This is a genomic window from Streptomyces sp. NPDC000348 (assembly GCF_042898795.1).
Lineage (GTDB): Bacteria > Actinomycetota > Actinomycetes > Streptomycetales > Streptomycetaceae > Streptomyces.
Window position 1 is genome coordinate 342632 of the sequence record NZ_JBIAZD010000005.1, and the last position, 25436, is coordinate 368067.

The window sequence follows — 25436 nt, forward strand, 5'->3', positions numbered from 1 at the left end:
TTGCGTGGAGAGGGTCTTTGCGTCTCCTGGTCGCCGCCGCCCCGGAAAGGGTTGCCGTCTCGCACGATCTTTTTTCTACGAGTCCTCGTCGTCCGTCGCGTCCTGGTCGTCCCGGTCGTCCTGCGCCGCGAAGTCGCCGCCGACCGCGAGCTGTTCGGAGCCGGTGCCGGCCCTCGCCGTGTAGGTGTCCTCCCCGGCGTCCCGGCCGCCGCGCTCGTGGTCGTACTGCCCCGCGAAGACCCACTCGCCGGGCTTGACCGCACGGCCGTCCTTGAGCGTCCAGACGTAGACGAGGAAGCCGTCCCGCTCCTCCACCGAGAGCTCGAAGTCGTCCTCGGGCAGCGAGCGCCAGGCGCCCGTGGAGGTCACCCCGCCGGTCTGTGCGATCCGCAGCTCCACGGTGAGCGAGGTCAGGCGCTCGGTGGTCTTCAGGGTGACGTTGCTCTGCGCCCAGAACTCGTTGCTGTGCGGGTCCACCGAGCCGTCCGACCACAGCGGCCCGTCCTCGACCCCCGCCGGCGGCCGGGGGGTGCCGGACGAACTCGGCGTCGCCGCGGGCTCGGTGGCCGTGTTCCGGGGCTGCTCGGAGGCGTCCGGAGCGGGGTCCGCCGACCGCTCGGGCGGCCGGCTCGTCGCCTCCGGGGACGGTGTGGGCGTCGGGGAGACGGCCACCTGCCGCTGCGGCGGAGCCTCCTCGCCCCGCACGGACGACGCGACCGCGTAGCCGCCCACCGCCAGCACCCCGGCCACCGCGGCCGTCGCGCCCGCCACCCGGAACCAGCCGAACACCGGCGGACGCGTGGCCCGGTGCTCCCGGCGGGCCGGTCCGGCCATGCCGCGCTCCACCCGGGCCAGCATGCGCTCCCGGTCGGGCTCGTGCGCCCCGGCCGCCTCCTGCAGCCGGGCGCGCAGCTCCTCGTGCACGTCCCGCCGCATCGTCATCGCTTCCTTCCCCTGGCCCCGTGGGGGCGTTTCCGCGCGTTCCCGACCGCTTCCCCGCCCGCGGTGGCCGCCACCGCCGCGTGCACCTGACGCGGTACCTCCCGCGTGCCCAGCAGCCGCTGCAGTTCGGCCATCCCCTTCGAGGTCTGGCTCTTCACCGTACCCACCGAGACGCCCAGAGCCAGCGCGGTGTCCTTCTCCGACAGGTCGAAGGCGTGTCGCAGCACCACACACGCCCGCTTGCGGAACGGCAGCCGGCGCAGCGCCTCCTGCACGTCCACCACCCCCGGCACGTCGGGGTTCTCGATCCGTTCCTCGCGCGGCGACCAGAACAGCGCGATCCGCCGCCGCTCGCGCACCGCGCTGCGGATCCGGGTGCGGGCCAGATTGGCCACCACGCCCCGGGCGTACGCGGCCGGATGGTCGGCGGCGCGCACCCGGTCCCAGCGGTGCCACAGCGCCAGCAGCGCGTCCGCCGCCAGATCGTCGGCGGTGTCCGCCTCACCCGTCAGCAGATGGGCCAGCCGGGACAGTTCGGCGTAGTGGCGTTCGAAGAACGCGTGGAACTCCACCGCGGCGGCGTCGTCGACGACGGTGCCCACGGGCGACCTCCCCTCGCAGCGGCGTCGGGCGCCCGAGGGGCGCCGGTGACGATGTGTGTCATGTAGATGACATGTGAAAGTCCGGAGTGACCGGCGTGAGTTCCGGAGCGTAGCAGTGATCATCCACGGGCTCGTGCGGAGGGTCGAACGGTGTCTGGCCGGTCGGTGCACCCACCCATGACACGGGCCGCGGCGCGGCGGGGTTCAACGCGGGTCCGGCCGATCCGGTGCCCGCCGCGGAACAGCCGCCCGCGCAAGGCGACGGGCCGCCCCCGAGGGGAAGGGGGCGGCCCGTCGCCGGGAGGTTCAGTCCCGCAGTGCCGCTTCCATCGCCGCCTTGGCGACCGGGGCCGCCAGACCGTTGCCGCTGACCTCCGAGCGGGCCGCGTCGGACTGCTCCACCACGACCGCCACGGCGACCTCCCGGTCCGAGGAGTCCGACGTGGCGTACGAGGTGAACCAGGCGTACGGCGTCTTGCTGTTGTTCTCGCCGTGCTGCGCGGTGCCGGTCTTGCCGCCCACGGTGGCGCCGGAGATCCGCGCGTTCGACCCCGTGCCCTCCTCGACGACCGTCTGCATCGCCGACCGGAGCTGCTCGGCGGTCGAGGAGCTGACGATCCGTTCGGTCGCGGCCTCGCCGTCGTAGTCCTTCAGCACGTCGCCGTCGCCGTCGGTGATCCGGCTGACCATGTGCGGCGACACCAGCTCGCCGCCGTTGGCCACCGCCGCCGACACCATCGCCATCTGCAGCGGGGTCGCGGTCACGTCGAACTGGCCGATCCCGGTCTGCGCGGTCTGCGACGGCTCCATGTCCGAGGGGTACACGCTGGTGTAGGCGCGCACCGGCACGTCCTGCGTCCCGTCGTTGAAGCCGAACTTCTCGGCCATCGCCCGCACCTTGTCCTGGCCCAGGGCGACGGCCATCTTCGCGAAGACGTTGTTGCAGGAGTACTGGAGCCCTACGCGGATCGAGGCGTTCTCACAGGGCGCGTCCGGGTTCTCGTTGCCCAGGTCCGTGAGGGTGCCGGGCAGCCGGTACGGGTCGGGGCTGTCGGTCCTCTCGTCCACCGACCCGTACAGCCCGTCCTCCAGCGCGGCCGCCGCCACGACCAGCTTGAAGGTCGAGCCCGGCGGCAGCGGCCGGCGCAGCGCCCGGTTGGTGAGCGGTTTGTCCGGGTCCGCGTTGAGCTCCTTCCAGGCCCCGCCCGCGGTGTTGGCGTCGGTCAGCGACGCGGGGTCGTACGACGGGGTCGACACCGCCGCGAGGATCCGGCCCGTTCCCGGGTCGATCGCGACCACCGCGCCCTTCTTGTCGCCGAGGGCCTCGTACGCCGCCTCCTGCACCGCCGGGTCGACGGTCGTCACCACGTTGCCCGGGTCGGCGCGCCGGTCGGTGACGGTGTCCGTCACCGTCTTCAGGCGGGGGTCCGTGCCGTTGAGCAGGTCCTGGTAGATGCCCTCCAGCTGCGTCGGCGCGTAGGCCTGCGAGGCGTAGCCCGTCACCGCCGCGTACAGCGGACCGTTCTCGTACGTGCGTTTGTACGCGAGGTCGCCTCCCTCCGTCCGCGCCGAGCCGGTGATCGGCTCGCCGGCCACGATGATGTTCCCGAGCGGCTCCGCGTACGTCTCGATCGCGTTGCGCCGGTTGTCGCTGTCGTCCGCGAGTGCCTGGCCCTCGTAGAACTGCACCCAGGTGGCCCTGATCAGCAGGGTGAACACCAGGAGCAGGGTGAAGACGGAGGCACGCCTGATCGTCCTGTTCATTCCGATCGGACAGACGAACGGGAGGCGTCGGACCGTTCCCTTCCGCCCCGGTTTCTCATCGGATGCTCATCGAGCGGCCGTGCCGCCCCGGCGGTCGGCCCTCCAGCGTGAGCACGACCTCGTCGATCTCCGCACCCCGCGCGGGCGCGTACCCCGTGGTCCGCGCGGAGACCTCGAAGCCGCACCGCTCCAGCACCCGCAGCGAGCCCGCGTTGTCCGCGGCCGTGCGCGCGTACAGCGGGCGCTCGGTCACCACCGCCAGCAGGCCGCGCAGCGCGGCGGTGGCCACGCCCCTGCCCCAGTGGGCGCGGTCGATCCAGTACGTCACCTCGCGCTCGCCCGGCTCCCCGTACACCGACACGTGGCCCACCACGTCGCCGTCGCCGAGCACCGTGCGCGCCACGATGTCCGGCGAGGTGCGGATGCGGGCCCAGCGGGCGTCGAAGGCGTCCCGGTCGGCCGGGTCCACGGGGGTGAAGGCCGCCATGCGCAGCGCCTCCGGATCGTTGAGCTGGCGGTGGAAGACCGGCAGGTCGCTGTCGTGCACCGGCCGCAGGGCGATGTCCACGGGTCAGAGCCTCCGGGTGGCCAGGGTCAGCCGGTCGCGCGCGTCGAACAGGGCGTCCTTGACCATCTGCTCGTGCGCGGGCGTGAGCCGCGCCACCGGGACCGAGCAGCTGATCGCGTCCCGCGCGGGGGCGCGGTACGGGATCGCCACACCGAAGCAGCGCAGCCCCAGCGTGTTCTCCTCGCGGTCCACGGCGAAGCCCTGCTCCCGCACCAGGTGCAGCTCCTCGATGAGCTTCTCCCGGTCCGTGATGGTGTTCTCGGTCAGCGCGGGCAGCGTCTCCGGGAGCATCTTGCGCACCTGCTCGTCCGGGTACGTGCTCAGCAGCGCCTTGCCCAGCGACGTCGAGTGCGCGGGCAGCCGGCGGCCCACCCGGGTGAACGGGCGCAGGTAGTGCTGCGACTGGCGGGTGGCGAGATAGACCACGTTGGTGCCGTCGAGCCGGGCGAGGTGGATGGTCTCCGTGGTGTCGTCGGAGAGCCGGTCCAGCGTGGGGCGGGCCGCCGCGACGACCTCGTCGCCGTCGATGTACGACGTCCCCACCAGCAGCGCCCGCACGCCGATGCCGTACCGCGTGCCCGTCGCGTCCGTCTCCACCCAGCCGAGGTCCACGAGGGTGCGCAGCAGCATGTAGAGGCTCGACTTGGGGTACCCGACGGCCTCCTGGACCGCCGCCAGGGAGTGCATACCGGGGCGCCCGGCGAAGTATTCGAGCAGTTCAACGGTCCGTACCGCGGACTTGACCTGTGCCCCGCCGCCCGTCTCGCCAGCCGACATCGCCCTTGACCCCTTCGTTCGCCGGGAAATAGTCTCCGAAGTACATTCACCCACAGAGACAGTGTTCAGTATATCGAACACCCCTGTTGAGTGGCGTACATACTGCGGCATTGCATGCGGCAATCAAGTGGAGGGACCCGCGGTGGCAGCAGCACCAGTCTGGAGTGTCGACCCCCGAACCGGGAAGCAGCGTGAACAGGTTGCGGTGGAGGCCACAGCCCAGGAGGTCGACGCCGCCGTCCGCGCCGCGCACGACGCGCGCGGCGCGCTGACGGACCGCACCGTCCGGGCGGCCTTCCTGCGCACGGCCGCCGACGAGCTGGAGGCGGCCAAGGACCGGCTCGTGGAGGCCGCCGACGCGGAGACCGCGCTCGGCCCGGTCCGGCTCACCGGAGAACTCGCCCGCACCTGCTACCAGCTGCGGGCCTTCGCCGGCATCGTCGAGGAGGGCGCCTTCCTCGACGTCGTCATCAACCACCCCGACGACACCGCGACCCCGCCCGTCCCGGACCTGCGCCGCTACAAGATCCCGCTGGGCGTCGTCGCCGTCTACTCGGCCTCCAACTTCCCCTTCGCCTTCTCCGTGGCCGGCGGCGACACCGCGAGCGCCCTCGCGGCCGGCTGCCCGGTCGTCGTCAAGGCCCACCCCGACCACCCCGGACTGTCCGAGCTGGTCGCCAAGGTGCTGCGCCGGGCCGCGGCCCGCCACGACATCCCCGAGGGCGTGCTCGGCCTGGTGCACGGCTTCGAGGCGGGCATCGAGCTGATCAAGCACCCGCTGGTCGCGGCGGCCGGTTTCACCGGGTCCGTCCGCGGGGGCCGTGCCCTCTTCGACGCGGCCGCCGCCCGGCCCGTCCCGATCCCCTTCCACGGCGAGCTGGGCTCCCTGAACCCGGTCGTGGTCACCGAGGCCGCCGCCGCCGAGCGCGGCGAGGCGATCGGCGCCGGGCTCGCCGGTTCGATGACGCTGGGCGTCGGCCAGTTCTGCGTGAAGCCGGGCCTCGTCCTCGCGCCGGCCGGCGCGGCCGGCGACGCGCTGGTCAAGTCGCTGACCGACGCCGTCAGCGACACCGACGCCGGCGTCCTGCTCGACCACCGCATGCGCGACAACTTCGTCGCCGGGGTCGCCGAGCGCGCCCAGCTGCCCGACGTGGAGTCCCCGGTGACGCCGGGCGCGGGCGGCGAGCACACGGTCAGCGCGGGCTTCCTCACGGTCCCGGCGGGCCGGCTGGCCCAGGAGGGCGAGCACGACCTGCTGCTCGAGGAGTGCTTCGGGCCGGTCACCGTCGTGGCCCGCTACGAGGACGACGCCGAGGTGCGGGAGGTGCTGTCGCGGCTGCCGGGCAACCTCACGGCGACCGTGCAGCTGTCCGCCGAGGAGGCGGCGGGGGAGGGCCGCGGCGCGGAGCTGGTGCAGGAACTGACCCCGCTGGCCGGGCGGGTCCTGGTCAACGGCTGGCCGACGGGCGTCGCGGTCGCCCCGGCCCAGCACCACGGCGGCCCGTACCCGGCGACCACGTCGACGTCCACGTCGGTGGGCGGCACCGCCATCGAGCGGTGGCTGCGGCCGGTCGTCTACCAGGGGACGCCCGAGGCCCTGCTGCCCGCGGAGCTCAAGGACGACAACCCGCTGGGGCTGCCCAGGAGGTTCAACGGCCGGCTGGAGCGCTGAGGGCTCACCCCGCGCTCGGCTCCAGGCCCGCGACGCGGGCCGGGAGCGCCGCCTGGACCCTGTCGTCACCTGTGTTTTTTGCCAGGAGGACCCCGGCGTTTGCGCCGGGGTCCTCCCGCTTGCGGGGGAGACCCGCCCCGGCCACCTCCGCCGCGCCCCGCCTGGAAGAATCCCGCCATGGACCTCGAGATCCCCGAACTGCCCTTCCCCCTGCGCACCTACGGCCCCGACGGCCACTGGTCCCACGAGGACGGCGTCCTCACCGGATGGGCCGGACCCCGGCAGGACCGTTTCGTGCCGCCCACCGACGAGGCCCTGGACCCCGCCTCCGACGCGCCGCGCCTGCTGGGCGCGCCCGAGGGCGACTTCCAGCTGATCGCCCGGGTCACGGTCGGCTTCGCCGCCTCCTTCGACGCCGGCGTCCTCTACGTCCACGTGGGCGAGCGGGCGTGGGCCAAGCTCTGCCTGGAGTACTCGCCGGACGTGCCCACCGTCTGCACGGTGGTCACCCGGGGCCACTCCGACGACGTCAACTCCTTCACCGTCGAAGGCGGTTCCGTCTGGCTCCGGGTGAGCCGCACCGGGCGCGCCTTCGCCTTCCACGCCTCCCGGGACGGCGAGCGCTGGACTTTCGTCCGCCTCTTCACCCTCGGCGGGGAGAAGGAGACCGGGGCCGCCCTGGTCGGCTTCATGACCCAGTCGCCGACGGGAGAGGGGTGTGCGGTGACGTACGACCACATCGAGTACCGGCCCCACTGGCCGGGCGATCTGCGGGACGGCGGCTGAGGGAATGGAAGCGACTCGTTGAATGTTCACGTAGTCGCCGGAGGGAGTCTCCGTACCCGTACGACCTGGAGTGCCGATCACGATGCGCGTCGAAATCTGGTCCGATATCGCCTGCCCCTGGTGCTATGTCGGAAAAGCCCGCTTCGAGAAGGCGCTGGCCGCCTTCCCGCACCGGGAGCAGGTCGAGGTCGTGCACCGCTCCTTCGAGCTGGACCCGGGCCGGGCCAAGGACGACATCCAGCCGGTGATCTCGATGCTCACCGGGAAGTACGGCATGAGCGAGGCGCAGGCCGAGGCCGGTGAGGACAACCTGGGCGCCCAGGCCGCCGCCGAGGGCCTGCCCTACCGCACCCGGGGCCGCGACCACGGCAGCACCTTCGACATGCACCGGCTGCTGCACTTCGCCCGTGAGCAGGGCCGCCAGGAGGAGCTGCTCGACCTGCTGTACAAGGCGAACTTCGCCGAGGAGCGGTCCGTCTTCAACGACGACGAACGGCTCGTCGAGCTCGCCGTCGCCGCCGGCCTCGACGCCGGTGCCGTGCGCGAGGTCCTCGCCGATCCGCGGGCGTACGCCGACGAGGTCCGCGCCGACGAGCGCGAGGCCGCGCAGCTCGGCGCGAACGGTGTGCCGTTCTTCGTGCTGGACCGCACGTACGGCGTCTCCGGCGCCCAGCCCGCCGAGGTGTTCACCCAGGCGCTGACGCAGGCCTGGGGCGAGCGCCCGCCGCTGACGGTGGTCGACGGCGACGCGGAGGCATGCGGCCCCGACGGATGCGCGGTGCCGCAGCGGTAGAACGCGCAGGTCGGCGCGTACGCATAAGTCTTCCTTAGGGATGCCGGGCAGAGCTCGGCAATGGACGGGGAGGTCCCGGGACCGCAGAGTGGTCCCATGGAGACCTTCGAGAACCTCGTCCGTGCCGAGTTCGCCCCGGAGAACACCTACCTGAACACCGCGAGCAACGCCCTCCTGCCCGCCCGCACCGTGACCGCGCTCCAGGACGCCGCACGGCTGCGCGCACAGGGCCGTGCGCTGGATCCGCTGTTCGCCGACGTCGAGGCCTGCCGTGCCGCGTACGCCCGGCTGGCCGGCGTCCCCGTCGAGCGGGTGGCGGCCGGGGCCACGGTCGCCCTGCACACCTCGCTGATCGCGGCCTCGCTGCCGCCGGGCGCCGAAGTCCTCACCACGGAGGGCGACTTCAGCTCCGTGCTCAACCCCTTCCACACGCGCGGCGACCTCAAGGTGCGGGCCGTGCCGCTGGAGCGGCTCGCCGACTCCGTCCGGCCCGGCACCGCGCTGGTCGCGGTCAGCGCCGTGCAGTCCGCCGACGGCCGGATCGCCGATCTGCCCGCGCTGCGGGAGGCGGCCCGCGGCCACGGGGCTCGCACCTACGTCGACTTCTCCCAGGCGGCCGGCTGGCTCCCGATGGCGGCCGGCGCGTACGACTACAGCGTCTCCATCACCTTCAAGTGGCTGCTCGGCCCGCACGGCGCGGCCTTCCTCGTCGTCCCCGAGGACCTCGGCGACCTGACGCCGGTGCAGGCGGGCTGGGTCGCGGGGGAGGACCCCTGGGACAGCTGCTACGGTCCCGTCGCCGAACTCGCCCGCTCCGCCCGGCGGTTCGACTCCAGCCCCGCCCTGTTCGACTACGCGGGGCTGCGGGCCTCCCTCGAACTCGTCGAGGAACTCGGCGTGGACGCCGTCCGCGCCCACGACCTGGCCCTCGCCGACCGCTTCCGCGCGGGGCTCGCCACCCTGGGCCACACGCCCGTGCCCTCGCCCGGTTCGCCGATCGTGTCCGTGCCCGGGCTCGGCCACCGCCAGCCGGAGCTGGCCGAGGCGGGCATCCAGGTGTCGGACCGCGCGGGCAACCTGCGGGCGTCCTTCCACCTCTACAACACGGCCGCCGACGTGGACCGGCTGCTGGACGCGCTGTCCGGCTGACCGCACGGCGGCGGGCCGGTGCCTCCCCGTCCCACAACCAGGAGGCCCGGCCCGCAGTTCCGTGGTGCGCCCGCCGCACCGTCCCGGCGCCTGCTTCACCGGCGTGAAGTCCCGCGCCCCGATGCCGTGTCACCCGGGGGCGACCCCCGGACCCCCGGCCGGGTCCGGCTCACCGGACGGGGGTGAAGTCCCGCGCCCCGATGCCGTGTCATCCGGGGGTGACCCCCGGACCCCCGGCCGGGTCCGGCTCACCGGACGGGCGTGAAGTCCCGCGCCCCGATGCCGTGTCATCCGGGGGCGACCCCCGGACCCCCGGCCGGGTCCGGCTCACCGGACGGGCGTGAAGTCCCGCGCCCCGATGAACTCGGGCCGCCGGATCGGTGCCGCGAACGGCTCGACCGCCGTGTTCTCCACGCTGTTGAACACGATGAACACGTTGCTGCGCGGGAACGGCGTGATGTTGTCGCCCGAACCGTGCATGGCGTTGCAGTCGAACCAGGTCGCCGAGCCGGCCTTGCCGGTGAACAGCCTGATGCCGTACTCCGACGCCATCCTCGTCAGCGCCTCGTCGGACGGCGTCCCCGCGTCCTGCATCTGCAGGGACTTCTTGTAGTTGTCCTTCGGCGTGGCCCCCGCGCACCCGAGGAACGTCTTGTGCGACCCCGGCATGATCATGAGACCGCCGTTGGTGTCGTAGTTCTCGGTGAGCGCGATCGAGACCGAGATGGTGCGCATGTTCGGCAGGCCGTCCTCGGCGTGCCAGGTCTCGAAGTCCGAGTGCCAGTAGAAGCCGCTGGCGCCGAAGCCCGGCTTGACGTTGATCCGCGACTGGTGGACGTAGACGTCCGAGCCGAGGATCTGCCGGGCCCGCCCGACCACCCGCTCGTCGCGCACCAGGTTCGCGAACACCTCGCTGATCCTGTGCACCTCGAAGACGGACCGGATCTCCTTGGACTGAGGCTCGACGATCGAGCGCTCGTCCGCGCGGATCGCCGGGTCGGTGACGAGCCGCTCCAGCTCGCGCCGGTAGACGCCGACCTCGTCCGGCCCGATGAGCTGGTCGACGGCGAGGAAGCCGTCGCGGTCCAGGGCCTCCAGGTCGGCGGGCGAGACGGGGCCGGGCGTGTCCGGGGAGCCCCAGACGACCGGGTCCTGCCGGGGGGTCGCCACCTCGGTGGTGCCGCGGGTGGGGTAGAGGTCGGTGACGTTCGTGGTCGTGGTCACGGTGACTTACACCTCCTCGGTGAGCAGCGGGTAGACGCCGTTCTCGTCGTGGTCCTCCCGTCCGGTCACGGGCGGGTTGAAGACGCAGATGCAGTGGAAGTCCTCCTTGACCTTGAGCGTGTGCCGCTCGTGGCCGTCCAGGAGGTACATGGTCCCGGGCGTGATGTGGTACGTCTTCCCGGTCTCGTGGTCGGTGAGCTCGGCGTCGCCCTTGGTGCAGACGACGGCCTCGATGTGGTTCGCGTACCACATCGACGTCTCCGTACCCGCGTACAGGATCGTCTCGTGGACGGAGAAGCCGACCTTCTCCTTGGCGAGGACGATGCGCTTGCTCTCCCAGGTGCCGGACGCCGATTTCACGTGCCGGTCGGTGCCTTCGATCTCCTTGAACGAACGGACGATCACGGTGGTGCGATGCCTCCTCGGCTCGGGTGCGTGGGTCAGGCGGTCTCGCGGACGGCGCGGGCGAGGACGGTGAGACCCTCGTCCAGCTCGTCCGGGGTGATGGTCAGGGCCGGGAGCAGCTTGACGACCTCGCTCTCGGGGCCGGACGTCTCGATCAGCAGCCCGAGTTCGAAGGCGCGCCGGGCGATCCGTCCCGCGCGCTCCTTGTCGTGGAACTCCACGCCCCAGACCAGGCCGCGGCCGCGGTACTCCTTGACGTCGGCGAGGTTCTCCTCGGTGAGCGCGATCAGCGCCTGCTCGACCTGCTCGCCGCGCGCACGGGTCTGCTTCTCCATCGCGGAGCCGTCGGCCCAGTACGCCTCCAGGGCCGCGGTGGCCGTGACGAAGGCGGGGTTGTTGCCGCGGAAGGTGCCGTTGTGCTCGCCCGGCTCCCAGACGTCCAGTCCGGGCTTGAACAGGGTCAGCGCCATCGGCAGCCCGTAGCCGCTGATCGACTTGGAGACGGTGACGATGTCGGGCGTGACGCCGGCCTCCTCGAAGGAGAAGAAGGCGCCGGTACGGCCGCAGCCCATCTGGATGTCGTCGACGATCAGCAGCATGTCCTGGCGTTCGCACAGATCGGCCAGGGCGCGCAGCCACTCGGGCCGGGCGACGTTGATGCCGCCCTCGCCCTGCACGGTCTCGACGATCACGGCGGCGGGCTTGTTGAGGCCGGAGCCCTGGTCCTCCAGGAGCCGCTCGAACCACAGGAAGTCCGGGACCGTGCCGTCGAAGTAGTTGTCGAACGGCATCGGCGTGCCGTGCACCAGCGGGATGCCGGCGCCGGCCCGCTTGAAGGCGTTGCCGGTCACGGCGAGCGAGCCCAGCGACATGCCGTGGAAGGCGTTGGTGAACGACACGATCGCCTCGCGCCCCTTCACCTTTCGCGCCAGCTTCAGCGCGGACTCCACGGCGTTGGTGCCCGTCGGGCCCGGGAACATGACCTTGTACGGCAGGTCGCGGGGGCGCAGGACGTAGTTCTGGAAGGACTCCAGGAACGCGCGCTTGGCCGTCGTCGACATATCGAGGCCGTGCGTGACGCCGTCCCGTTCCAGGTAGTCGATCAGCGCCCGTTTCAGCACGGGGTTGTTGTGCCCGTAGTTGAGGGAGCCGGCTCCGGCGAAGAAGTCGAGGTACTCGTGGCCGTCCTCGTCGTACATGCGGCTGCCGTGCGCACGGTCGAAGACGGTGGGCCAGCCGCGGCAGTAGCTGCGCACCTCGGATTCGAGGGTCTCGAAGACGCTGAGGTCGGGCTGGGTGATGGTCACGACGAATCGCTCCTCGGTGGCGTGGGAGGTCGGAGGGAGTCGGAGGATCAGGGGCGGGCGGCCGGCCGGTCAGTGCGCGAGCGGCCCGATGCGGTACAGGACCTCGGGGTCGTGCGGTCCGTCGGGGAAGTGGTCGGCGTCGAACAGCACCTCGCGCTCCAGCAGGGCGCCGTGACGCTCCGCGAACGCGGTGAACAGGCGCTCGGACGCGGTGTTGCCCGGCGTGATGGTGGTCTCCACGGTGTCCACCCCGTGCTCCTCGGCGGTCCGGGCGGCCAGTCCGTCGAGCAGGGCGGCGGCGAGGCCGCGGCCGCGGTACGACGCGTCGACCGCGACCTGCCAGACGAGCAGGGTGCGCGGGCTGTCCGGCCGCAGGTATCCGCTGACGAAGCCGATCGGCTCTCCGCGCTCGTCGCGGGCGACGGCCGAGGTGGCGGCGAAGTCGCGGCACCACAGCAGATAGCTGTACGACGAGTTCAGGTCGAGGACCTTCGAGTCCCTGGCTATCCGCCACAGCACGGCTCCGTCCGCCACGGTGGGGCGGTCGATTTGCAGGTCTGCTTGTGCGGCAGTCATGCGAATTGAACTTACCCAGGTAAATTCAAAATTGCATCGCCCGTCGGGGTTACGCGCCGACGTGATCTGTGTTATCGCGCGTGCGGGTGGGTCCGCGCGAGATCTCGGCGAGATGCACCATTTCTCCTGGTGCATACACCGCAAAACGGGCGTGATGTGGAATGGATCACAACCGCGCAACCCTTGCGGCGACCCCCGGAATGCTCATCGAATGCTCACGAAATCGTGGCGTTTAGGGTCGGGGAAACCGGGCAGAAGAAGACGGGAAGCTGCCCGTCTGATATTCGAAGAATAAGGGAAGGAATGCCTCGGGGGAATGCGCGTGAATGATTCCGGGAATCCCTGGAATTCACGGCTCGTGCCGACCCGTCCGGGAGCCGGGGCCAAGGGGCGGGACCCCCTGGAATTCCCCCTGGCGGGGCGAGGGGCCGAGGGCCTCGGCCCGGGATCAGTGCCAGGCCCCCTCGGCCGCGCTCAGCGCCGCCGGCAGATCCACCGTCAGGCCCGCGTCCGCCAGAGCGGCCCCCAGGGCCGTCAGACACGCCCGCACCGCACCCGCCGTCGCCTCGGGCCCGTAGTGGTTGACCCGGATCATCTCCTTGGCCAGCGCGCCACCCCCCGCGGCCAGCGGGACCGCCGGATCGACCGCCAGGGCACGGGCCACCAGGTCCGAGGCCACCGTCCCGGCCGGCGCCCGCAGCGTCGTGGCGACCGGCGCCGCCTCACGCGCGTCATGGACGTACGGCTCGAGGCCCCCGCCCAGTGCGACCGCACCCGCCCGTGTCGCCGCCGCGGCCGACGCGTGCCGCGCCATCACCGCGGCCGGCCCCGCCGCCTCGATCCGCTCCACGCACGCCTCGAGCGCCAGCATCTCCAGCTGCGCCGGAGCGTGCAGCAGCGCCTTGCGGCCGCCGTCGATCCAGCGCTCCTTCCAGTCCAGCAGGGAGAGGTAGGAGCGGCGCGGCGCCCTCGGGTTCGCCGCCATCCGCGCCCACGCGCGCTCGCTCACCGACACCGCCGACACCCCGGCCGGACCGCCCATCGCCTTCTGCGCCCCGATCACGCACAGGTCCACGCCCCACGCGTCCGGCAGCACCGGCTCCGCCCCGATCGAGGCGACCGCGTCCAGGTAGAACAGCGCCCCGTGCGCCCGCACCACCTCGCCGATCTCCGCGACCGGGTTGGTGTTCCCGGTCGCCGCCTCCGCGTGCACCAGGGACACGAAGTCGATCTCCGGGTGCTCGGCGAACGCGGTCCGGATCTGCTCGGCCGTCACCGCCGTGTGGAACGGCACCGCCAGATCGATCACGGTGGCGCCGCAGTCCCGCAGCCAGTCGCCGAAGGTCTGCCCGTAGGGGCCGGTGATGACGTTCAGCGCGGTCGTGCCGGGGCCGGCCGTCGCGCGGATCGCGCCCTCCAGCGGCAGCAGCGCCTCGCCCTGCATGATCACGACGTCCTGCCGGGTGCTCAGCAGCCGTGCCACCCGGTCCTCGATCGACGCGAAGTGCGCGGCGCTCAGCGGGGGCAGATCGAGGAGGAGGTGGGTCACGGCGGTGCTCTCTTTGCTTCGCGACTGCGCGGGTACGACGCAGTCGAGGGTAACCGTCCCCCGGGGCGCCGCTCGACCGGAGGGTTCTCAGGCCGGACGGCTCCGTGACCATCGTTTTGTTTTGAGGGGCTCAAACCTCTCCTTATAATCGGAACTCACAGTTCCCTGACAGGAGGCTCCCGTGAAGACGCTCCTCGGCCGCCGGACCCGTGTGCTGGCCGCCACCACCGCGACGGCCGGGCTGGTCCTCCTGACCGCCTGCACCTCCAGCGACGACGGGGGCGGCGGCTCCAAGACCGCCGCCGGCGGTGTCGAGCTCGTCAAGGCGGGGCAGCTCACCACCTGCACCCACCTCCCGTACCCGCCCTTCCAGTCGGAGATCGACGGCAAGGTGCAGGGCTTCGACGTCGCGCTGATCGACCTGGTCGCCGACGACCTGGGCGTGAAGCAGGAGATCCTCGACACGCCCTTCGAGAACTTCAAGACCGGCGCCTTCCTCAACTCCGGCGAGTGCGACCTGGCCGCGGCCGGCATGACCATCACCGAGGAGCGGAAGAAGAACGTCGACTTCTCCGACCCCTACTTCAACGCCACCCAGGCCGTCCTCGTCGACAAGGGCAGCGGCGTCACCTCCCTCGCCGACGTGAAGTCCGGGAACGTGAAGCTGGGCGCGCAGGCGCAGACCACCGGCGAGGACTACGTCAAGGGCCAGGGCTTCGACCCGGTCTCCTTCGAGTCCTCCGACGCCGTCCTCAACGGCCTGCGCACCGGCCAGGTGAAGGCCGTCGTCATCGACTACCCGGTCGTCCAGGGCTGGCTGAAGGACAAGGCCAACGCCGACGCCTTCGAGGTCGCCGAGCAGATCGACACCGGGGAGGAGTACGGCTTCACGGTGAAGAAGGGCAACACCGGGCTGCGCGAGGCCGTCGACAAGGCGCTCGCGGACGCCAAGGCCGACGGCACGTACAAGAAGCTGTACGAGCAGTGGATCGGCCCGTACGACGAGTCCGCCGCCTCGCCGGCCGCGTCCTGAACCCATGACCGACACGGAGGAGCGACGACTCCAGCCGAAGAGGAAGGGCCTGACGCGGCGCCAGAGGCGCAGCCTGTCGCGCGGCGTCCAGTACGCCGTGTTCGTCGCGGCCGTGATCGCCTTCGCGGTCGCGGCCGACTGGGACAGGCTGCAGAACCAGTTCGCGCAGGCCGAGATCGCCGGGCGGATGTTCCCCGACGTCATCACCCTGGCGTTGAAGAACACCGTGCTCTACACGGTCACCGGCTTCGCCGTCGGACTCGCCCTCGGCATGGTGATCGCGCTGATGCGGCTGTCGTCCGTCGGCCCGTACCGCTGGCTGGCCGGCGTCTACATCGAGATCTTCCGCGGCCTGCCCGCCCTGCTGATCTTCATCTTCATCGGCGTGGCCGTGCCGCTCGCCTTCCCCGGCACGGAGATCGTCGGCGGCACCTACGGCAAGGTCGCCCTCGCGCTCGGCCTGGTGGCCGCCGCGTACATGGCGGAGACGATCCGGGCCGGCATCCAGGCGGTGCCCAAGGGACAGATGGAGGCGGCCCGATCCCTGGGCTTCTCGCCCGCCCGGGCCATGGTCTCCATCATCATCCCGCAGGCCTTCCGGATCATCCTGCCGCCGCTCACCAACGAACTCGTCCTGCTCTTCAAGGACTCCTCGCTGGTGCTGTTCCTCGGCGTCACCCTGGAGGAGCGCGAACTGTCCAAGTACGGCCGCGACCTGGCCAGCCAGACCGCCAACTCCACCCCCATCCTGGTGGCCGGCCTGTGCTACCTGCTGATCACCGTTCCGCTCGGCTTCGTCGTGCGCCGCATGGAGGCCAAGGCCCAGGAGGCCGTGAAATGAGCCGGCCGGAGATCCGCGTCAGCGGTCTGCACAAGTCCTTCGGCGACAACCGGGTGCTGCGCGGCATCGACCTGGAGATCGGCCAGGGCGAGGTCGTCTGCGTCATCGGCCCGTCCGGCTCGGGCAAGTCGACCCTGCTGCGGTGCGTGAACCTCCTGGAGGAACCCACCGAGGGCCAGGTCTTCGTCGGCGGTACGGAACTCACCGACCCGGACGTCGACATCGACGCCGTACGCCGTCGTATCGGCATGGTCTTCCAGCAGTTCAACCTCTTCCCGCACCTCACGGTGACCGAGAACCTCACGCTGCCGCAGCGCAGGGTGCTGAGGAGGGACAAGGCGCGGGCGGCGGAGGTGGCCGCCGAGAACCTCCGGCGGGTGGGGCTGGCCGAGAAGGCGGACGCCTACCCGTCCTCCCTCTCCGGCGGACAGCAGCAGCGCGTCGCCATCGCCCGCGCGCTGGCCATGGGCCCCGAGGTGATGCTGTTCGACGAGCCGACCTCGGCGCTCGACCCCGAGCTGGTCGGCGACGTCCTGGCCGTGATGCGGATGCTCGCGGACGAGGGCATGACGATGATGGTCGTCACCCACGAGATGACCTTCGCCCGCGAGGTCGCCGACCGGGTCGTCTTCATGGACGGCGGGGTGGTCGTCGAGGACGGCACCCCGGGGCAGGTCATCGGCCACCCGCGGCACGAACGCACCCGCCACTTCCTCTCCCGCCTCCTCGACCCCGCCATGGCGGACGTGGAGGAGGAGACCTCGGACCAGGTGGGGACGTCCGAGTAGCGCCTGACTAGGGTGCGGTGCATGAGCGAACGCGCGGTGCTGCACGTGAAGGGGCGGATCCTCGTCGGCCCGGACGAGGTCCGCGACGAGCTGTGGGTCGTCGGCGGCCGGATCTCCTACGACCGGCCCGCCGGCGCCCGGGACGTCCGCACCGTCGAGGGCTGGGTGCTGCCCGGGCTGGTCGACGCCCACTGCCACGTGGGCCTCGACCGGCACGGCGCGGTCCCCGAGGACGTCGCCGAGAAGCAGGCGCTCACCGACCGCGACGCCGGCGCCCTGCTGCTGCGCGACGCGGGCTCGCCCTCCGACACCCGCTGGATCGACGACCGCGACGACCTCCCGAAGATCGTCCGGGCCGGCCGGCACATCGCCCGCACCCGCCGCTACATCCGGAACTACGCCTGGGAGGTCGAGCCCGACGACCTCGTCGCGTACGTCGCCCGGGAGGCCCGCCGCGGCGACGGCTGGGTGAAGCTGGTCGGCGACTGGATCGACCGCGACCTGGGCGACCTGTCGGCCTGCTGGCCGCGCGCCGCGGTCGAGGAGGCGATCGCCGAGGCGCACCGGCTGGGCGCCCGCGTCACCGCGCACTGCTTCGCCGAGGACTCCCTGCGGGACCTGGTCGAGGCCGGCATCGACTGCGTCGAGCACGCCACGGGCCTCACCGACGACACCGTCCCCCTCTTCGCCGAGCGGGGTGTCGCGATCGTCCCCACCCTCGTCAACATCGCCACCTTCCCCGCGCTCGCCGACGGCGGCGAGTCCAAGTTCCCCCGCTGGTCGGCCCATATGCGCCGGCTCCACGAACGCCGCTACGACACCGTGCGCTCCGCCTACGACGCCGGCGTCCCCGTCTACGTCGGCACGGACGCCGGCGGCACCCTCCCGCACGGCCTGGCGGCCGACGAGGTCGCCGAACTGGCCAAGGCCGGCCTCCCGGCCGTCGAGGCCCTGGCCGCCGGCACCTGGGCGGCCCGGAAGTGGCTCGGGCGGCCGGGCCTGGAGGAGGGCGCCCCGGCCGACCTGGTGGTCTACGGCTCCGACCCGCGCGCGGACCTGCGCGTGCTGGCGGATCCGCGCCGGGTGGTGCTGAACGGGCGCGTGGTCGGTTAGGAACGCGCCCGGTGGGACGCACGAGGGTGACGACGGGGAACAGCCGTGCCCCGCGATTCGAACGTATCCGCCGATTCACCCCGAAGGGGTGAAGAGTCGGCGGACCGCTGACGTCCCGCCGTGCGCGCGGACATCCTTGCCGGGTCCCAGTCGTGTCCCATGGGGGTCCCGCCACCTTGTACAGCATCAACTTCCTTACGCCCGCATGCCGTTGGGTCGCCGTCGCCGCGGCCGCCGCCCTCGCCGCGGGTCCCGCCGTCCTGGCCGGCGCGGGCACCGCGCACGCCACCGGGGAGCACGGCGGCGCGAGCGCCGCCGTGCTCCGCACCGGGCTCGACGTGTCCCTGCTCAACAAGACCGTGCACGCCCCGCTCGCCGTCACCCTCAACGAGGTCCGGGCACCGCAGAGCGCGCGGAAGACGGCCCTCACCGCCAGCCTGGACGGCGTCGACGGCGGCAGGCCCTTCAGCGTGCTGCGGGCGGAGGCGGCCGACGCCAGGGCGACGGTGGACGGCGGGCGGGCCGAGGCGTCCGCCACGCTCGCCAAGGCCCGGCTCCACGTTCCCGGTCTGCCGCTGCTGTCGGTCGTCGAGCTCGAGTCGATCACCTCCAGGGCCGTCTGCGAGGCCGGGCGGACCCCGCACGCCTCGGTGACCCTGCCCGCCTCGGTGACCGTCCTCGGCAAACGCGTCACCCTGACCTCCGGCGGTCCCACCCGTGTCGAGGTGCCGGGCGTGGGCGAGGTCCGGCTGGACCTGTCGAGGACCGGGACCACGTCGACGACGGCCGCGGCGACCGCCCTCCGACTCCAGGTCTCCGTCAACCCGTTGAAGCTGAACGTCGCCGAGGTCGACGGCACGCTGACCCTCGCGGAGGCCGCGTGCGAGACCCCTGACGCCCCTGACGCTCCCGCGGCCCAGGAGGAGGCCGCCGGCGCGCAGCCGCAGGGGGCGCGGGCGCAGGCCGACCTCGCCGAGACGGGGGGCGATCCGATGACGCCGTACATCGCGGGCGGCGCGATCGCCCTCCTGGCGGCGGGCGCCGGAGCGGTGGCCCTGTCCCGCCGGGGCCGGGCGAACTGACGGTTCCTCGCCCCGCCGCCCCTTTCCCTTCCCGTCCCCCCCCCGGGGGCGCTGCCCCCGGACCCCCGCTCCTCAAACGCCGGAAGGGCTGGAAGTCAGCCCCTCCGGCGTTTGAGGAGCGGGGTCTGGGGCGGAGCCCCAGTTTCGGGACGGGAAGGGGCGGCGGGGGCGAATCAAACCGCTCTCAGGACCCGCCCCAGCGCGCCCAGGAACCCGTCCACCGTCCCCCGGTCCCGTACCGCCAGCCGAAGCCACTCCTCGCCCAGCCCCGGGAACGTGTCCCCGCGCCGCACCGCGTAACCGAGGGCGCGCAGCCGTCCCCGTACCGACGCCGCGTGCGGCAGCCGCACCAGGACGAACGGCCCCTCGGCGGGTTCCACGACCCGCAGCCCGTGCCCGGCGAACTCCCGCAGTCCCGCGACCAGGTGCGCCCGGTCCGCCACGACGCGGCCGGCCGCCCGCGCCGCCTCCGCGAGCGCCCCCGGCCCCACGCACGCCTCCGCCGCCGCCAGCGCCGGTGTGGACACCGGCCACAGCGGTTGCGCGCGCTCCAGCTCCGCCACGGTCTCCGGGGCCGCCAGGACGTAACCGATCCGCAGCCCCGCCAGCCCCCACGTCTTGGTGAGGCTGCGCAGGACGACGAGACCGGGGACGTCCGTGCGCCCGGCCAGCGCCTCGCGCTCGTCCGGCACCGCGTCCATGAACGCCTCGTCCACCACCAGCGTCCGCCCCGGCCGGGCGAGCCGGGCGACCGCCGCGGCCGGGTGCAGCACCGACGTCGGGTTCGTCGGGTTGCCGATCACCACCAGGTCCGCGTCCCCGGGCACCGCCGCCGGATCCAGCCGGAAACCGTCCGCCTCCCGCAGCAGCACCCGGTCCACCGTGTGCCCGGCGTCCCGCAGCGCCGCCTCCGGCTCCGTGAACTGGGGATGCACCACCACCGGCCGGCGCACCTTCAGCGCCCGCGCCAGCAGCACGAACGCCTCCGCCGCCCCGGCCGTCAGCAGCACCCGCTCCACCGGCAGCCCGTGCCGCGCCGCCACCGCCGCCCGCGCGGCCCGCCCGTCCGGGTAGGCGGCGAGCCCGGACAGCGACCCGGCGATGTGCTCCCGCAGCCACCCCGGAGGCGTGTCCGCGCGGACGTTCACCGCGAGGTCGACCAGCGCGGAGCCGTCGTCGCGGACCTCGGCGTCCCCGTGGTGCCGCAGATCGTGCCCGCCGCCCCCGGACTCAGTGCGCATGGGAGTGCGTGTGACCGTGCCCGTGATGGTGGTGACCGTCGTCGTCCGGGTGGAAGTGCGGCTGCTGGGCCAGCCCCACCTTGTCCTCGAAACCGGGCAGCGCGATCCGGTACACGCACGAGTCGCAGTTCATCCGCAGGTCGCCCCGCACGGCCTCCTCGTACCGCTCCCACACCAGATCCAGCAGCTCCGGCTCCGGACCGATGACGTCCGCCGACCGCACCTCGGTCTCCGGGTGCGCCGCCGCCCACTCCTCGGTCTGCTGCCGCACCCGGTCCGGCAGGATCCCGGTGAACAGGAAGTACGGCAGCACGACGACCCTGTGCGCCCCCAGCCGCGCGCACCGGTCCAGGCCGTCCGGCACGTCCGGCGCCGCCAGCGACACGAACGCCGTCTCCACGCCCGCGTACCCGCGCCCCTCCCACAGCAGCCGCGCCGCCTTGAACACCTCGGCGTTGGCGTCCGGGTCCGTCGACCCGCGCCCCACCAGGAGCACGGTCACCCCGGCCGGGTCCCAGGAGGGGTCCACCGCCTGGGCCAGCCGTCGCTCCAGCACGGTCAGCAGCGCGGGGTGCGGGCCCAGCGGACGGCCGTAGCTGTACGAGATCCCGGGGTGCCGTTCCTTCTCGCGGGCCAGCGCGGCCGGGATGTCCCCCTTGGCGTGCCCGGCGGACACCAGCATCAGCGGCACAGCCGCGAACCGCCGCGCCCCCCGTTCCACCAGCTCGGCGACGGCCTCGCCCAGCGGCGGCGGGGACAGCTCGATGAACCCGCCGGCGACGGGCAGTTCGGGGTGGCGGCGTCCCAGCTCCCGCACGAAGTCACGGAACGCCTCCGCTCCGGCGTCGTCCCGGGTGCCGTGGCCGGCGATGAGCAGGGCGGGCGGCGGGGTGGTCACAGGTTCTCCTCGGATTCGGATGAAGCGGGCTGGTACAGCAGGGCGTTGAGGGCGGCGGCGGCGACCGCCGACCCGCCCTTCTCGGACACGTTGCTCACGGCGGGCAGCCCGCTCTCCCGCAACGCGGCCTTGGACTCGGCCGCCCCGACGAAACCGACGGGCAGCCCGATGACGAGCGCGGGGGAGGCGTCCAGGGTCAGCAGCTCCTCCAGGGCGGTCGGCGCGCAGCCGATCACCCACAGGGCGCCGGGCCCGACCTCCTCGTACGCCAGCCGCACGGCGTGCGCCGAACGCGTCAGACCGGGACCGGACCTCGCGTCCTTCAGCCGGCACACGGTCTCCCGGCGGGTGATCCCGGCCGCCACCATCTCCACGTCCACCACGACCGGTGCCCCGGCGTGCAGCGCGGCGTGGGCCCCCGCCAGCTCGTCCTCGTCCATGACGAGGTCGGAGGCGTACTCCAGGTCGGCCGCGGAGTGGATGACCCGCTCCACCACCGCCCGGGTCAGCGGCGGGAAGCGCGAGGTGTCGAGGCGGGCGCGCAGCCGCCGGAAGGACTCCTGCTCGATGGGGTGCACCACGCGGTTCACCGTGCCTCCTCCTGCCAGCGGTAGCCACGCGGGGTGACCATGCGCCCCGCAATCTCACGGGTCGCCGTGTTGCCCACGGTCACGACCGTCATCATGTCCACCCACGCCGGATCGAGCGCGGCCAGCGTGGTCAGCCGGCTCGACTCGTCCGCGCGGGACGCGTTGCGCACGACCCCGACCGGCGTCGCCGGCTCCCGGTGCCCGGCGAGGATCGCGAGCGCCTTCGGCAGCTGCCAGTCACGGCCCCGGCTGCGCGGGTTGTAGAACGTCACCACGAGGTCCGCCTCGGCCGCCGCCCGCACTCGCCGCTCGATGACCTCCCACGGCGTGTGCAGGTCGGACAGGCTGATCGACACGTGGTCGTGCCCCAGCGGCGCCCCGAGGACCGCCCCGGCCGCCAGCGCCGCCGTCACGCCCGGCACCCCGACCACGTCGATGTCGTCGGACGCCTCCGCGAGCGCCGGGGAGGCCATGGCGTACACCCCGGCGTCCCCGCTGCCGATGAGCGCGACCGCCTGCCCGCGCCGGGCCTCGGCGACGGCTGTGCGGGCCCGCTCCTCCTCCGCCCCGAGCCCGGACTCCAGCACGCGGGTGCCCGGCCGCAGCAGATCGCGGATCTGGTCGACGTACTGGTCGAGCCCCACCAGCACGGAGGCGCGCCGCAGTTCGGACTTCGCCCGCGGGGTGAGCAGGTCCCGCGCACCGGGCCCCAGCCCCACTACCGCGAGCCGTCCGCGCCCCGGCCGCCGTACGACGGCACAGGTCGCCATCGCGGGCCGCGCCGCCGACTTCCGCTTGGGCACCAGGAGTTCGCCCCCGCCCACCAGCGCGGCGGCCTCCGCCACCGACGGGGTGCCGACGGCGGCGAGCGGCGCGTCCGACGGGTTGGGCACCTCGACGCGCGCCAACTCCTCGGCGGCGTACGTCACCAGGGGCACCCCGAGCCGCCGGGCCGCCGCCACGACGCCGGGCTCGTCGGCCTTGGCGTCCACGGTGGCCAGCGCGGCGAGCGACGCCGCCGACAGCCCGGCCTCGCGCAGGGCGCCCTCGACCAGGCCGAGCACCTCGTCCACGGGGGCGCCCTTCGAGGCGCCGACGCCGACGACGAGGGTGGGCGGCCGGAGCACCGCCTCCCGCTCGCCCGCCTCCACCAGCCGGTCCGTGACCCGGATCGTGTACGGCCCCTCGTCCGCGACCGGCAGCGGCGGCAGCGGCCAGGTCACCTCGGCGCGCAGCGCCACCGCCTCGCCGTCCAGCAGGGCCCGCGACACGGCGGCGACGTTCCCCTCCACCGGCAGACCGAGGGTGTCCAGACCCGGCAGACCGGCGGCGTCGGTCGCCGTCGTCACCACCGGTTCGGCGCCCAGCACCTCGGCGACCTCACGGGCCAGTTCGTTCGCCCCGCCGCCGTGCCCGCCGGCCAGCGACACCGCGAACCGTCCGCCCTCGTCGACGCAGACCACGCCCGGGTCGCTCGCCTTGTCGTGCAGCAGCGGCGCCACCAGCCGCACCACGGCGCCCGTGGCGAGGAAGCACACGAGCTGCCCGCACTCGGCGAACGCGGCCCGTACGGCGTCCGCGACGGGACCCTCGTACACGCGCGTGCGGTCCGGCCACGCGGCGGCCAGCCGGTCCCGCGCTGCCGCTCCCGCCGCGGTGGCGGAGATGAGGCCGATCACTGGGTGACTCCTTCGGTACGGCCGCGGGACCGGACGCCCCACAGCAGGAAAACGGGATTGGTGGCCGCCAGCCGGGTCACGTCCCCGGGCAGCGGAGCGAGCCGCGACGACTGCAGCAGCACGCCGTCGCAGGAGAGACCGGCGTCCGTCAGCGCCGCACGGGCCGCCGGGACCCGGTCGAGCGCGGCCACGGCGACGACGACGGTCCGTCGCGCCCGGCGCGCGCACGCGGTGACGACCGCCGGCAGTTCGCGTCCCCCGCCGCCGACGAACACGGCGTCCGGGTCGTCGTCGAGGCCGGCCAGCGCATCCGGCGCCGATCCGTGCACCACGCGCACGTCGACCCCGTGCGCGGCGGCGTTGGCGCGGACGCGCTCCACCCCGTCCGGCGTCTTCTCCACGGCGGTGACGGCGGCCCCCAGCCGCGCGCACTCCACCGCCACGGACCCCGACCCCGCACCGACGTCCCACACCAGCTCACCGGGGCGCGGACCGAGCCGGGCCAGGGCCAGGGCCCGCACCTCGAACTTGGTGATCATGGAGTCGCGGTGGTCGAACTCGGCCTCGTCCAGCGCCCAGCCGACGGGCTCCCCGCCCCCGCCCGCCACGGTCCGCACCGGCCCGAGGACCTGCGCCTCGTCCAGGCACAGCACCACGTTCACCGCCGCACCCCAGTCCCGGACGGCGGCCTCGGCGGGCGTCACCCGCTCCACCCGCTCCCGGTCGGAACCGAGCGCGGAGGCGACGACCAGCACGCGCGCGCTGTCCCGCAGCGCGGCCCCCAGCTCGGCCGGACCCGCCCCCGGCCCCGTCAGCACGGCGACCTTCGGACGGGACCGGCACAGGTTCACCGCCGTACGCGGATCCCTGCCGTGCGCGCTCACCACCACGGCGTCGTCCCACGGCAGCCCGACCCGCGCGAACGCGGCGGCCACGGAGGAGACCCCGGGCCGCACGTCGAGCCGCTCCGGCCCGAACCGTTCGGCCAGCGCCCGCACGATCCCGAAGAACCCGGGGTCCCCGGACGCCAGCACCACGACCGGCCGCTCCTCGGCGACGTACTTCTCCACGGTGTCGAGGGCCGGCGCCAGCGGCCCGAGCACGATCCGCTCGGCCCCCTCCGGCGCCCGCACGGCGTCCAGGTGCCGACGCCCGCCGACCACCAGCTCCGCCCCCGCCGTCACCCCGGCGTCGACCGGCGCCCCGGCGCCCATCCCGACGACGGTGATCACGTGCTCGCACCCCGCGAACGCAACGCCCGGCGCGCCTGGGGGTCGGCCTTGCGGAAGCCGTGGAAGTGACCGGGGTGGTACAGGTGCGAGCGGGTGCCGTGCGCGTCGAGGGCCGGACCGACCAGGAACAGCGTGTGCTTCCACAGCTTGTGCTCCTTGACCGTCTCCTCCAGCGTGCCGATCGTGCACTTCACGACCAGCTCCTCCGGCCAGGTCGCCTGGTACGCGACCACGACCGGCGTGGACGTCGGGTAGCCGCCCTCCAGCAGCTCCCGCACCAGCTGCCCGCTGCGGGCGGCCGACAGGAAGACCGCCATGGTGGTGCCGTGCCGCGCGAACTCGCGGACCTCCTCGCCCGGCGGCATCGGCGTCTTGCCGCCGCCGAGCCGGGTCAGCACCACGGACTGCGCCACCTCGGGAATGGTCAGCTCCCGCTGCGCGAGCGCCGCGACGGCGGAGAACGACGACACGCCGGGCACGATCTCGGTCGCGACACCGAGCTCCGCGCACCGGTCGACCTGCTCCTGAGTGCCGCCCCACAGGGCGGGATCACCCGAGTGGATCCGCGCGACCTTCAGCCCCTCCGCGTGGGCCCGCTCGTAGACGGCGACGACGTCCTCCAGGGACATCGTCGCCGAGTCGAGGATCTCGGCGCCCTCACGCGCGTGCCGGAGGACCTCCTCCTGCACCAGGCTGGCGGCCCAGATCACGACATCGGCCTCGGCGATGGCGCGCGCGGCACGGAACGTCAGCAGATCGGCGGCGCCGGGGCCGGCCCCGACGAAGGTCACCTTGCCGCCTGCGGCATCGGCCATGGAAATCGGT

25 protein-coding genes are annotated in these 25436 nt (G+C 73.2%); 9 read left to right on the forward strand and 16 right to left on the reverse strand.

The window, feature by feature from the left end; all coding sequences use genetic code 11:
* Positions 1-75: 75 nt before the first annotated feature.
* The 5 genes from ACFY3N_RS13360 to ACFY3N_RS13380 form a co-directional block, all read right to left on the reverse strand.
* Entirely contained in the window at positions 76-942 is an 867-nt protein-coding gene (locus tag ACFY3N_RS13360; protein ID WP_390816769.1) for a hypothetical protein, read from the reverse strand.
* Positions 939-1544 (reverse strand): SigE family RNA polymerase sigma factor, encoded by a 606-nt coding sequence (locus ACFY3N_RS13365; protein ID WP_390816770.1) that lies wholly within the window; start codon positions 1542-1544, stop codon positions 939-941. Before ACFY3N_RS13365 ends, ACFY3N_RS13360 begins: the two co-directional genes overlap by 4 nt.
* A 306-nt stretch (positions 1545-1850) precedes the next feature.
* A complete protein-coding gene (locus tag ACFY3N_RS13370) occupies positions 1851-3308 on the reverse strand; it encodes a peptidoglycan D,D-transpeptidase FtsI family protein (RefSeq protein ID WP_390816771.1) in 1458 nt (485 codons plus the stop codon).
* Between the two features lie 55 nt (positions 3309-3363).
* Positions 3364-3876, reverse strand: coding sequence for a GNAT family N-acetyltransferase (locus ACFY3N_RS13375; protein ID WP_390816772.1), 513 nt, complete (start codon positions 3874-3876; stop codon positions 3364-3366).
* A gap of 3 nt (positions 3877-3879) precedes the next feature.
* Positions 3880-4653, reverse strand: a complete 774-nt coding sequence (locus ACFY3N_RS13380) for an IclR family transcriptional regulator (protein WP_390816773.1) — start codon at positions 4651-4653, stop codon at positions 3880-3882.
* A 142-nt stretch (positions 4654-4795) separates the two neighbouring features.
* On the opposite strand from ACFY3N_RS13380, the gene ACFY3N_RS13385 reads away from it, so the two are divergent.
* From ACFY3N_RS13385 to ACFY3N_RS13400, 4 genes are all read left to right on the forward strand, one after another.
* Complete coding sequence (locus ACFY3N_RS13385; protein ID WP_390816774.1) at positions 4796-6325, forward strand: aldehyde dehydrogenase (NADP(+)); 1530 nt, start codon at positions 4796-4798, stop codon at positions 6323-6325.
* A gap of 177 nt (positions 6326-6502) precedes the next feature.
* Positions 6503-7111, forward strand: a complete 609-nt coding sequence (locus ACFY3N_RS13390) for a DUF1349 domain-containing protein (protein WP_390816775.1) — start codon at positions 6503-6505, stop codon at positions 7109-7111.
* Positions 7112-7193: 82 nt separating this feature from the next.
* Positions 7194-7904, forward strand: coding sequence for a DsbA family oxidoreductase (locus ACFY3N_RS13395; protein WP_390816776.1), 711 nt, complete (start codon positions 7194-7196; stop codon positions 7902-7904).
* Between the two features lie 96 nt (positions 7905-8000).
* Positions 8001-9053, forward strand: a complete 1053-nt coding sequence (locus ACFY3N_RS13400) for an aminotransferase class V-fold PLP-dependent enzyme (protein ID WP_390816777.1) — start codon at positions 8001-8003, stop codon at positions 9051-9053.
* Between the two features lie 327 nt (positions 9054-9380).
* Here ACFY3N_RS13400 and thpD read toward each other — a convergent pair whose 3' ends face one another.
* The 5 genes from thpD to ACFY3N_RS13425 form a co-directional block, all read right to left on the reverse strand.
* A complete protein-coding gene (gene thpD / locus ACFY3N_RS13405; protein WP_390816778.1) occupies positions 9381-10277 on the reverse strand; it encodes an ectoine hydroxylase in 897 nt (298 codons plus the stop codon).
* Positions 10278-10283: 6 nt separating this feature from the next.
* Complete coding sequence (locus ACFY3N_RS13410) at positions 10284-10682, reverse strand: ectoine synthase (RefSeq protein WP_390816779.1); 399 nt, start codon at positions 10680-10682, stop codon at positions 10284-10286.
* A 35-nt stretch (positions 10683-10717) separates the two neighbouring features.
* Positions 10718-11989, reverse strand: coding sequence for a diaminobutyrate--2-oxoglutarate transaminase (ectB, locus tag ACFY3N_RS13415; RefSeq protein WP_390816780.1), 1272 nt, complete (start codon positions 11987-11989; stop codon positions 10718-10720).
* A gap of 69 nt (positions 11990-12058) precedes the next feature.
* Positions 12059-12565: a diaminobutyrate acetyltransferase gene (gene ectA, locus ACFY3N_RS13420; protein ID WP_390816781.1), complete on the reverse strand. Its 507-nt coding sequence runs from the start codon at positions 12563-12565 to the stop codon at positions 12059-12061.
* 448 nt (positions 12566-13013) lie between these two features.
* Complete coding sequence (locus ACFY3N_RS13425; protein ID WP_390816782.1) at positions 13014-14114, reverse strand: pyridoxal-phosphate-dependent aminotransferase family protein; 1101 nt, start codon at positions 14112-14114, stop codon at positions 13014-13016.
* A gap of 181 nt (positions 14115-14295) precedes the next feature.
* On the opposite strand from ACFY3N_RS13425, the gene ACFY3N_RS13430 reads away from it, so the two are divergent.
* The 5 genes from ACFY3N_RS13430 (at position 14296) to ACFY3N_RS13450 (ending at position 18971) form a co-directional block, all read left to right on the forward strand.
* A complete protein-coding gene (locus ACFY3N_RS13430) occupies positions 14296-15147 on the forward strand; it encodes an ABC transporter substrate-binding protein (protein WP_390816783.1) in 852 nt (283 codons plus the stop codon).
* Between the two features lie 4 nt (positions 15148-15151).
* Positions 15152-15988, forward strand: coding sequence for an amino acid ABC transporter permease (locus ACFY3N_RS13435; RefSeq protein WP_390816784.1), 837 nt, complete (start codon positions 15152-15154; stop codon positions 15986-15988).
* Positions 15985-16776: an amino acid ABC transporter ATP-binding protein gene (locus tag ACFY3N_RS13440; protein ID WP_390816785.1), complete on the forward strand. Its 792-nt coding sequence runs from the start codon at positions 15985-15987 to the stop codon at positions 16774-16776. Before ACFY3N_RS13435 ends, ACFY3N_RS13440 begins: the two co-directional genes overlap by 4 nt.
* Positions 16777-16797: 21 nt before the next feature.
* The gene (locus ACFY3N_RS13445) at positions 16798-17889 is read left to right on the forward strand and encodes an amidohydrolase family protein (RefSeq protein ID WP_390816786.1); all 1092 of its coding nucleotides are present in this window, start codon (positions 16798-16800) and stop codon (positions 17887-17889) included.
* Positions 17890-18065: 176 nt separating this feature from the next.
* Positions 18066-18971, forward strand: a complete 906-nt coding sequence (locus ACFY3N_RS13450) for an SCO1860 family LAETG-anchored protein (protein WP_390816787.1) — start codon at positions 18066-18068, stop codon at positions 18969-18971.
* Positions 18972-19144: 173 nt separating this feature from the next.
* On the opposite strand, the gene cobC is transcribed toward ACFY3N_RS13450, so the two are convergent.
* The 6 genes from cobC to cobM are packed head-to-tail and all read right to left on the reverse strand — an operon-like array spanning position 19145 to position 25426.
* Positions 19145-20212, reverse strand: coding sequence for an Rv2231c family pyridoxal phosphate-dependent protein CobC (cobC, locus tag ACFY3N_RS13455; protein WP_390816788.1), 1068 nt, complete (start codon positions 20210-20212; stop codon positions 19145-19147).
* A complete protein-coding gene (locus ACFY3N_RS13460) occupies positions 20202-21110 on the reverse strand; it encodes a sirohydrochlorin chelatase (RefSeq protein ID WP_390816789.1) in 909 nt (302 codons plus the stop codon). Before ACFY3N_RS13460 ends, cobC begins: the two co-directional genes overlap by 11 nt.
* Positions 21107-21700: a precorrin-8X methylmutase gene (locus ACFY3N_RS13465; RefSeq protein WP_390816790.1), complete on the reverse strand. Its 594-nt coding sequence runs from the start codon at positions 21698-21700 to the stop codon at positions 21107-21109. Before ACFY3N_RS13465 ends, ACFY3N_RS13460 begins: the two co-directional genes overlap by 4 nt.
* Positions 21697-23379 (reverse strand): precorrin-3B C(17)-methyltransferase, encoded by a 1683-nt coding sequence (gene cobJ / locus ACFY3N_RS13470; RefSeq protein WP_390816791.1) that lies wholly within the window; start codon positions 23377-23379, stop codon positions 21697-21699. The genes ACFY3N_RS13465 and cobJ overlap by 4 nt, the downstream gene beginning before the upstream one ends.
* The gene (gene cbiE / locus ACFY3N_RS13475; protein WP_390816792.1) at positions 23376-24611 is read right to left on the reverse strand and encodes a precorrin-6y C5,15-methyltransferase (decarboxylating) subunit CbiE; all 1236 of its coding nucleotides are present in this window, start codon (positions 24609-24611) and stop codon (positions 23376-23378) included. The genes cobJ and cbiE overlap by 4 nt, the downstream gene beginning before the upstream one ends.
* On the reverse strand, positions 24608-25426 hold the full coding sequence (gene cobM / locus ACFY3N_RS13480; RefSeq protein WP_390816793.1) for a precorrin-4 C(11)-methyltransferase: 819 nt from the start codon (positions 25424-25426) through the stop codon (positions 24608-24610). Before cobM ends, cbiE begins: the two co-directional genes overlap by 4 nt.
* Positions 25427-25436 lie beyond the last annotated feature (10 nt).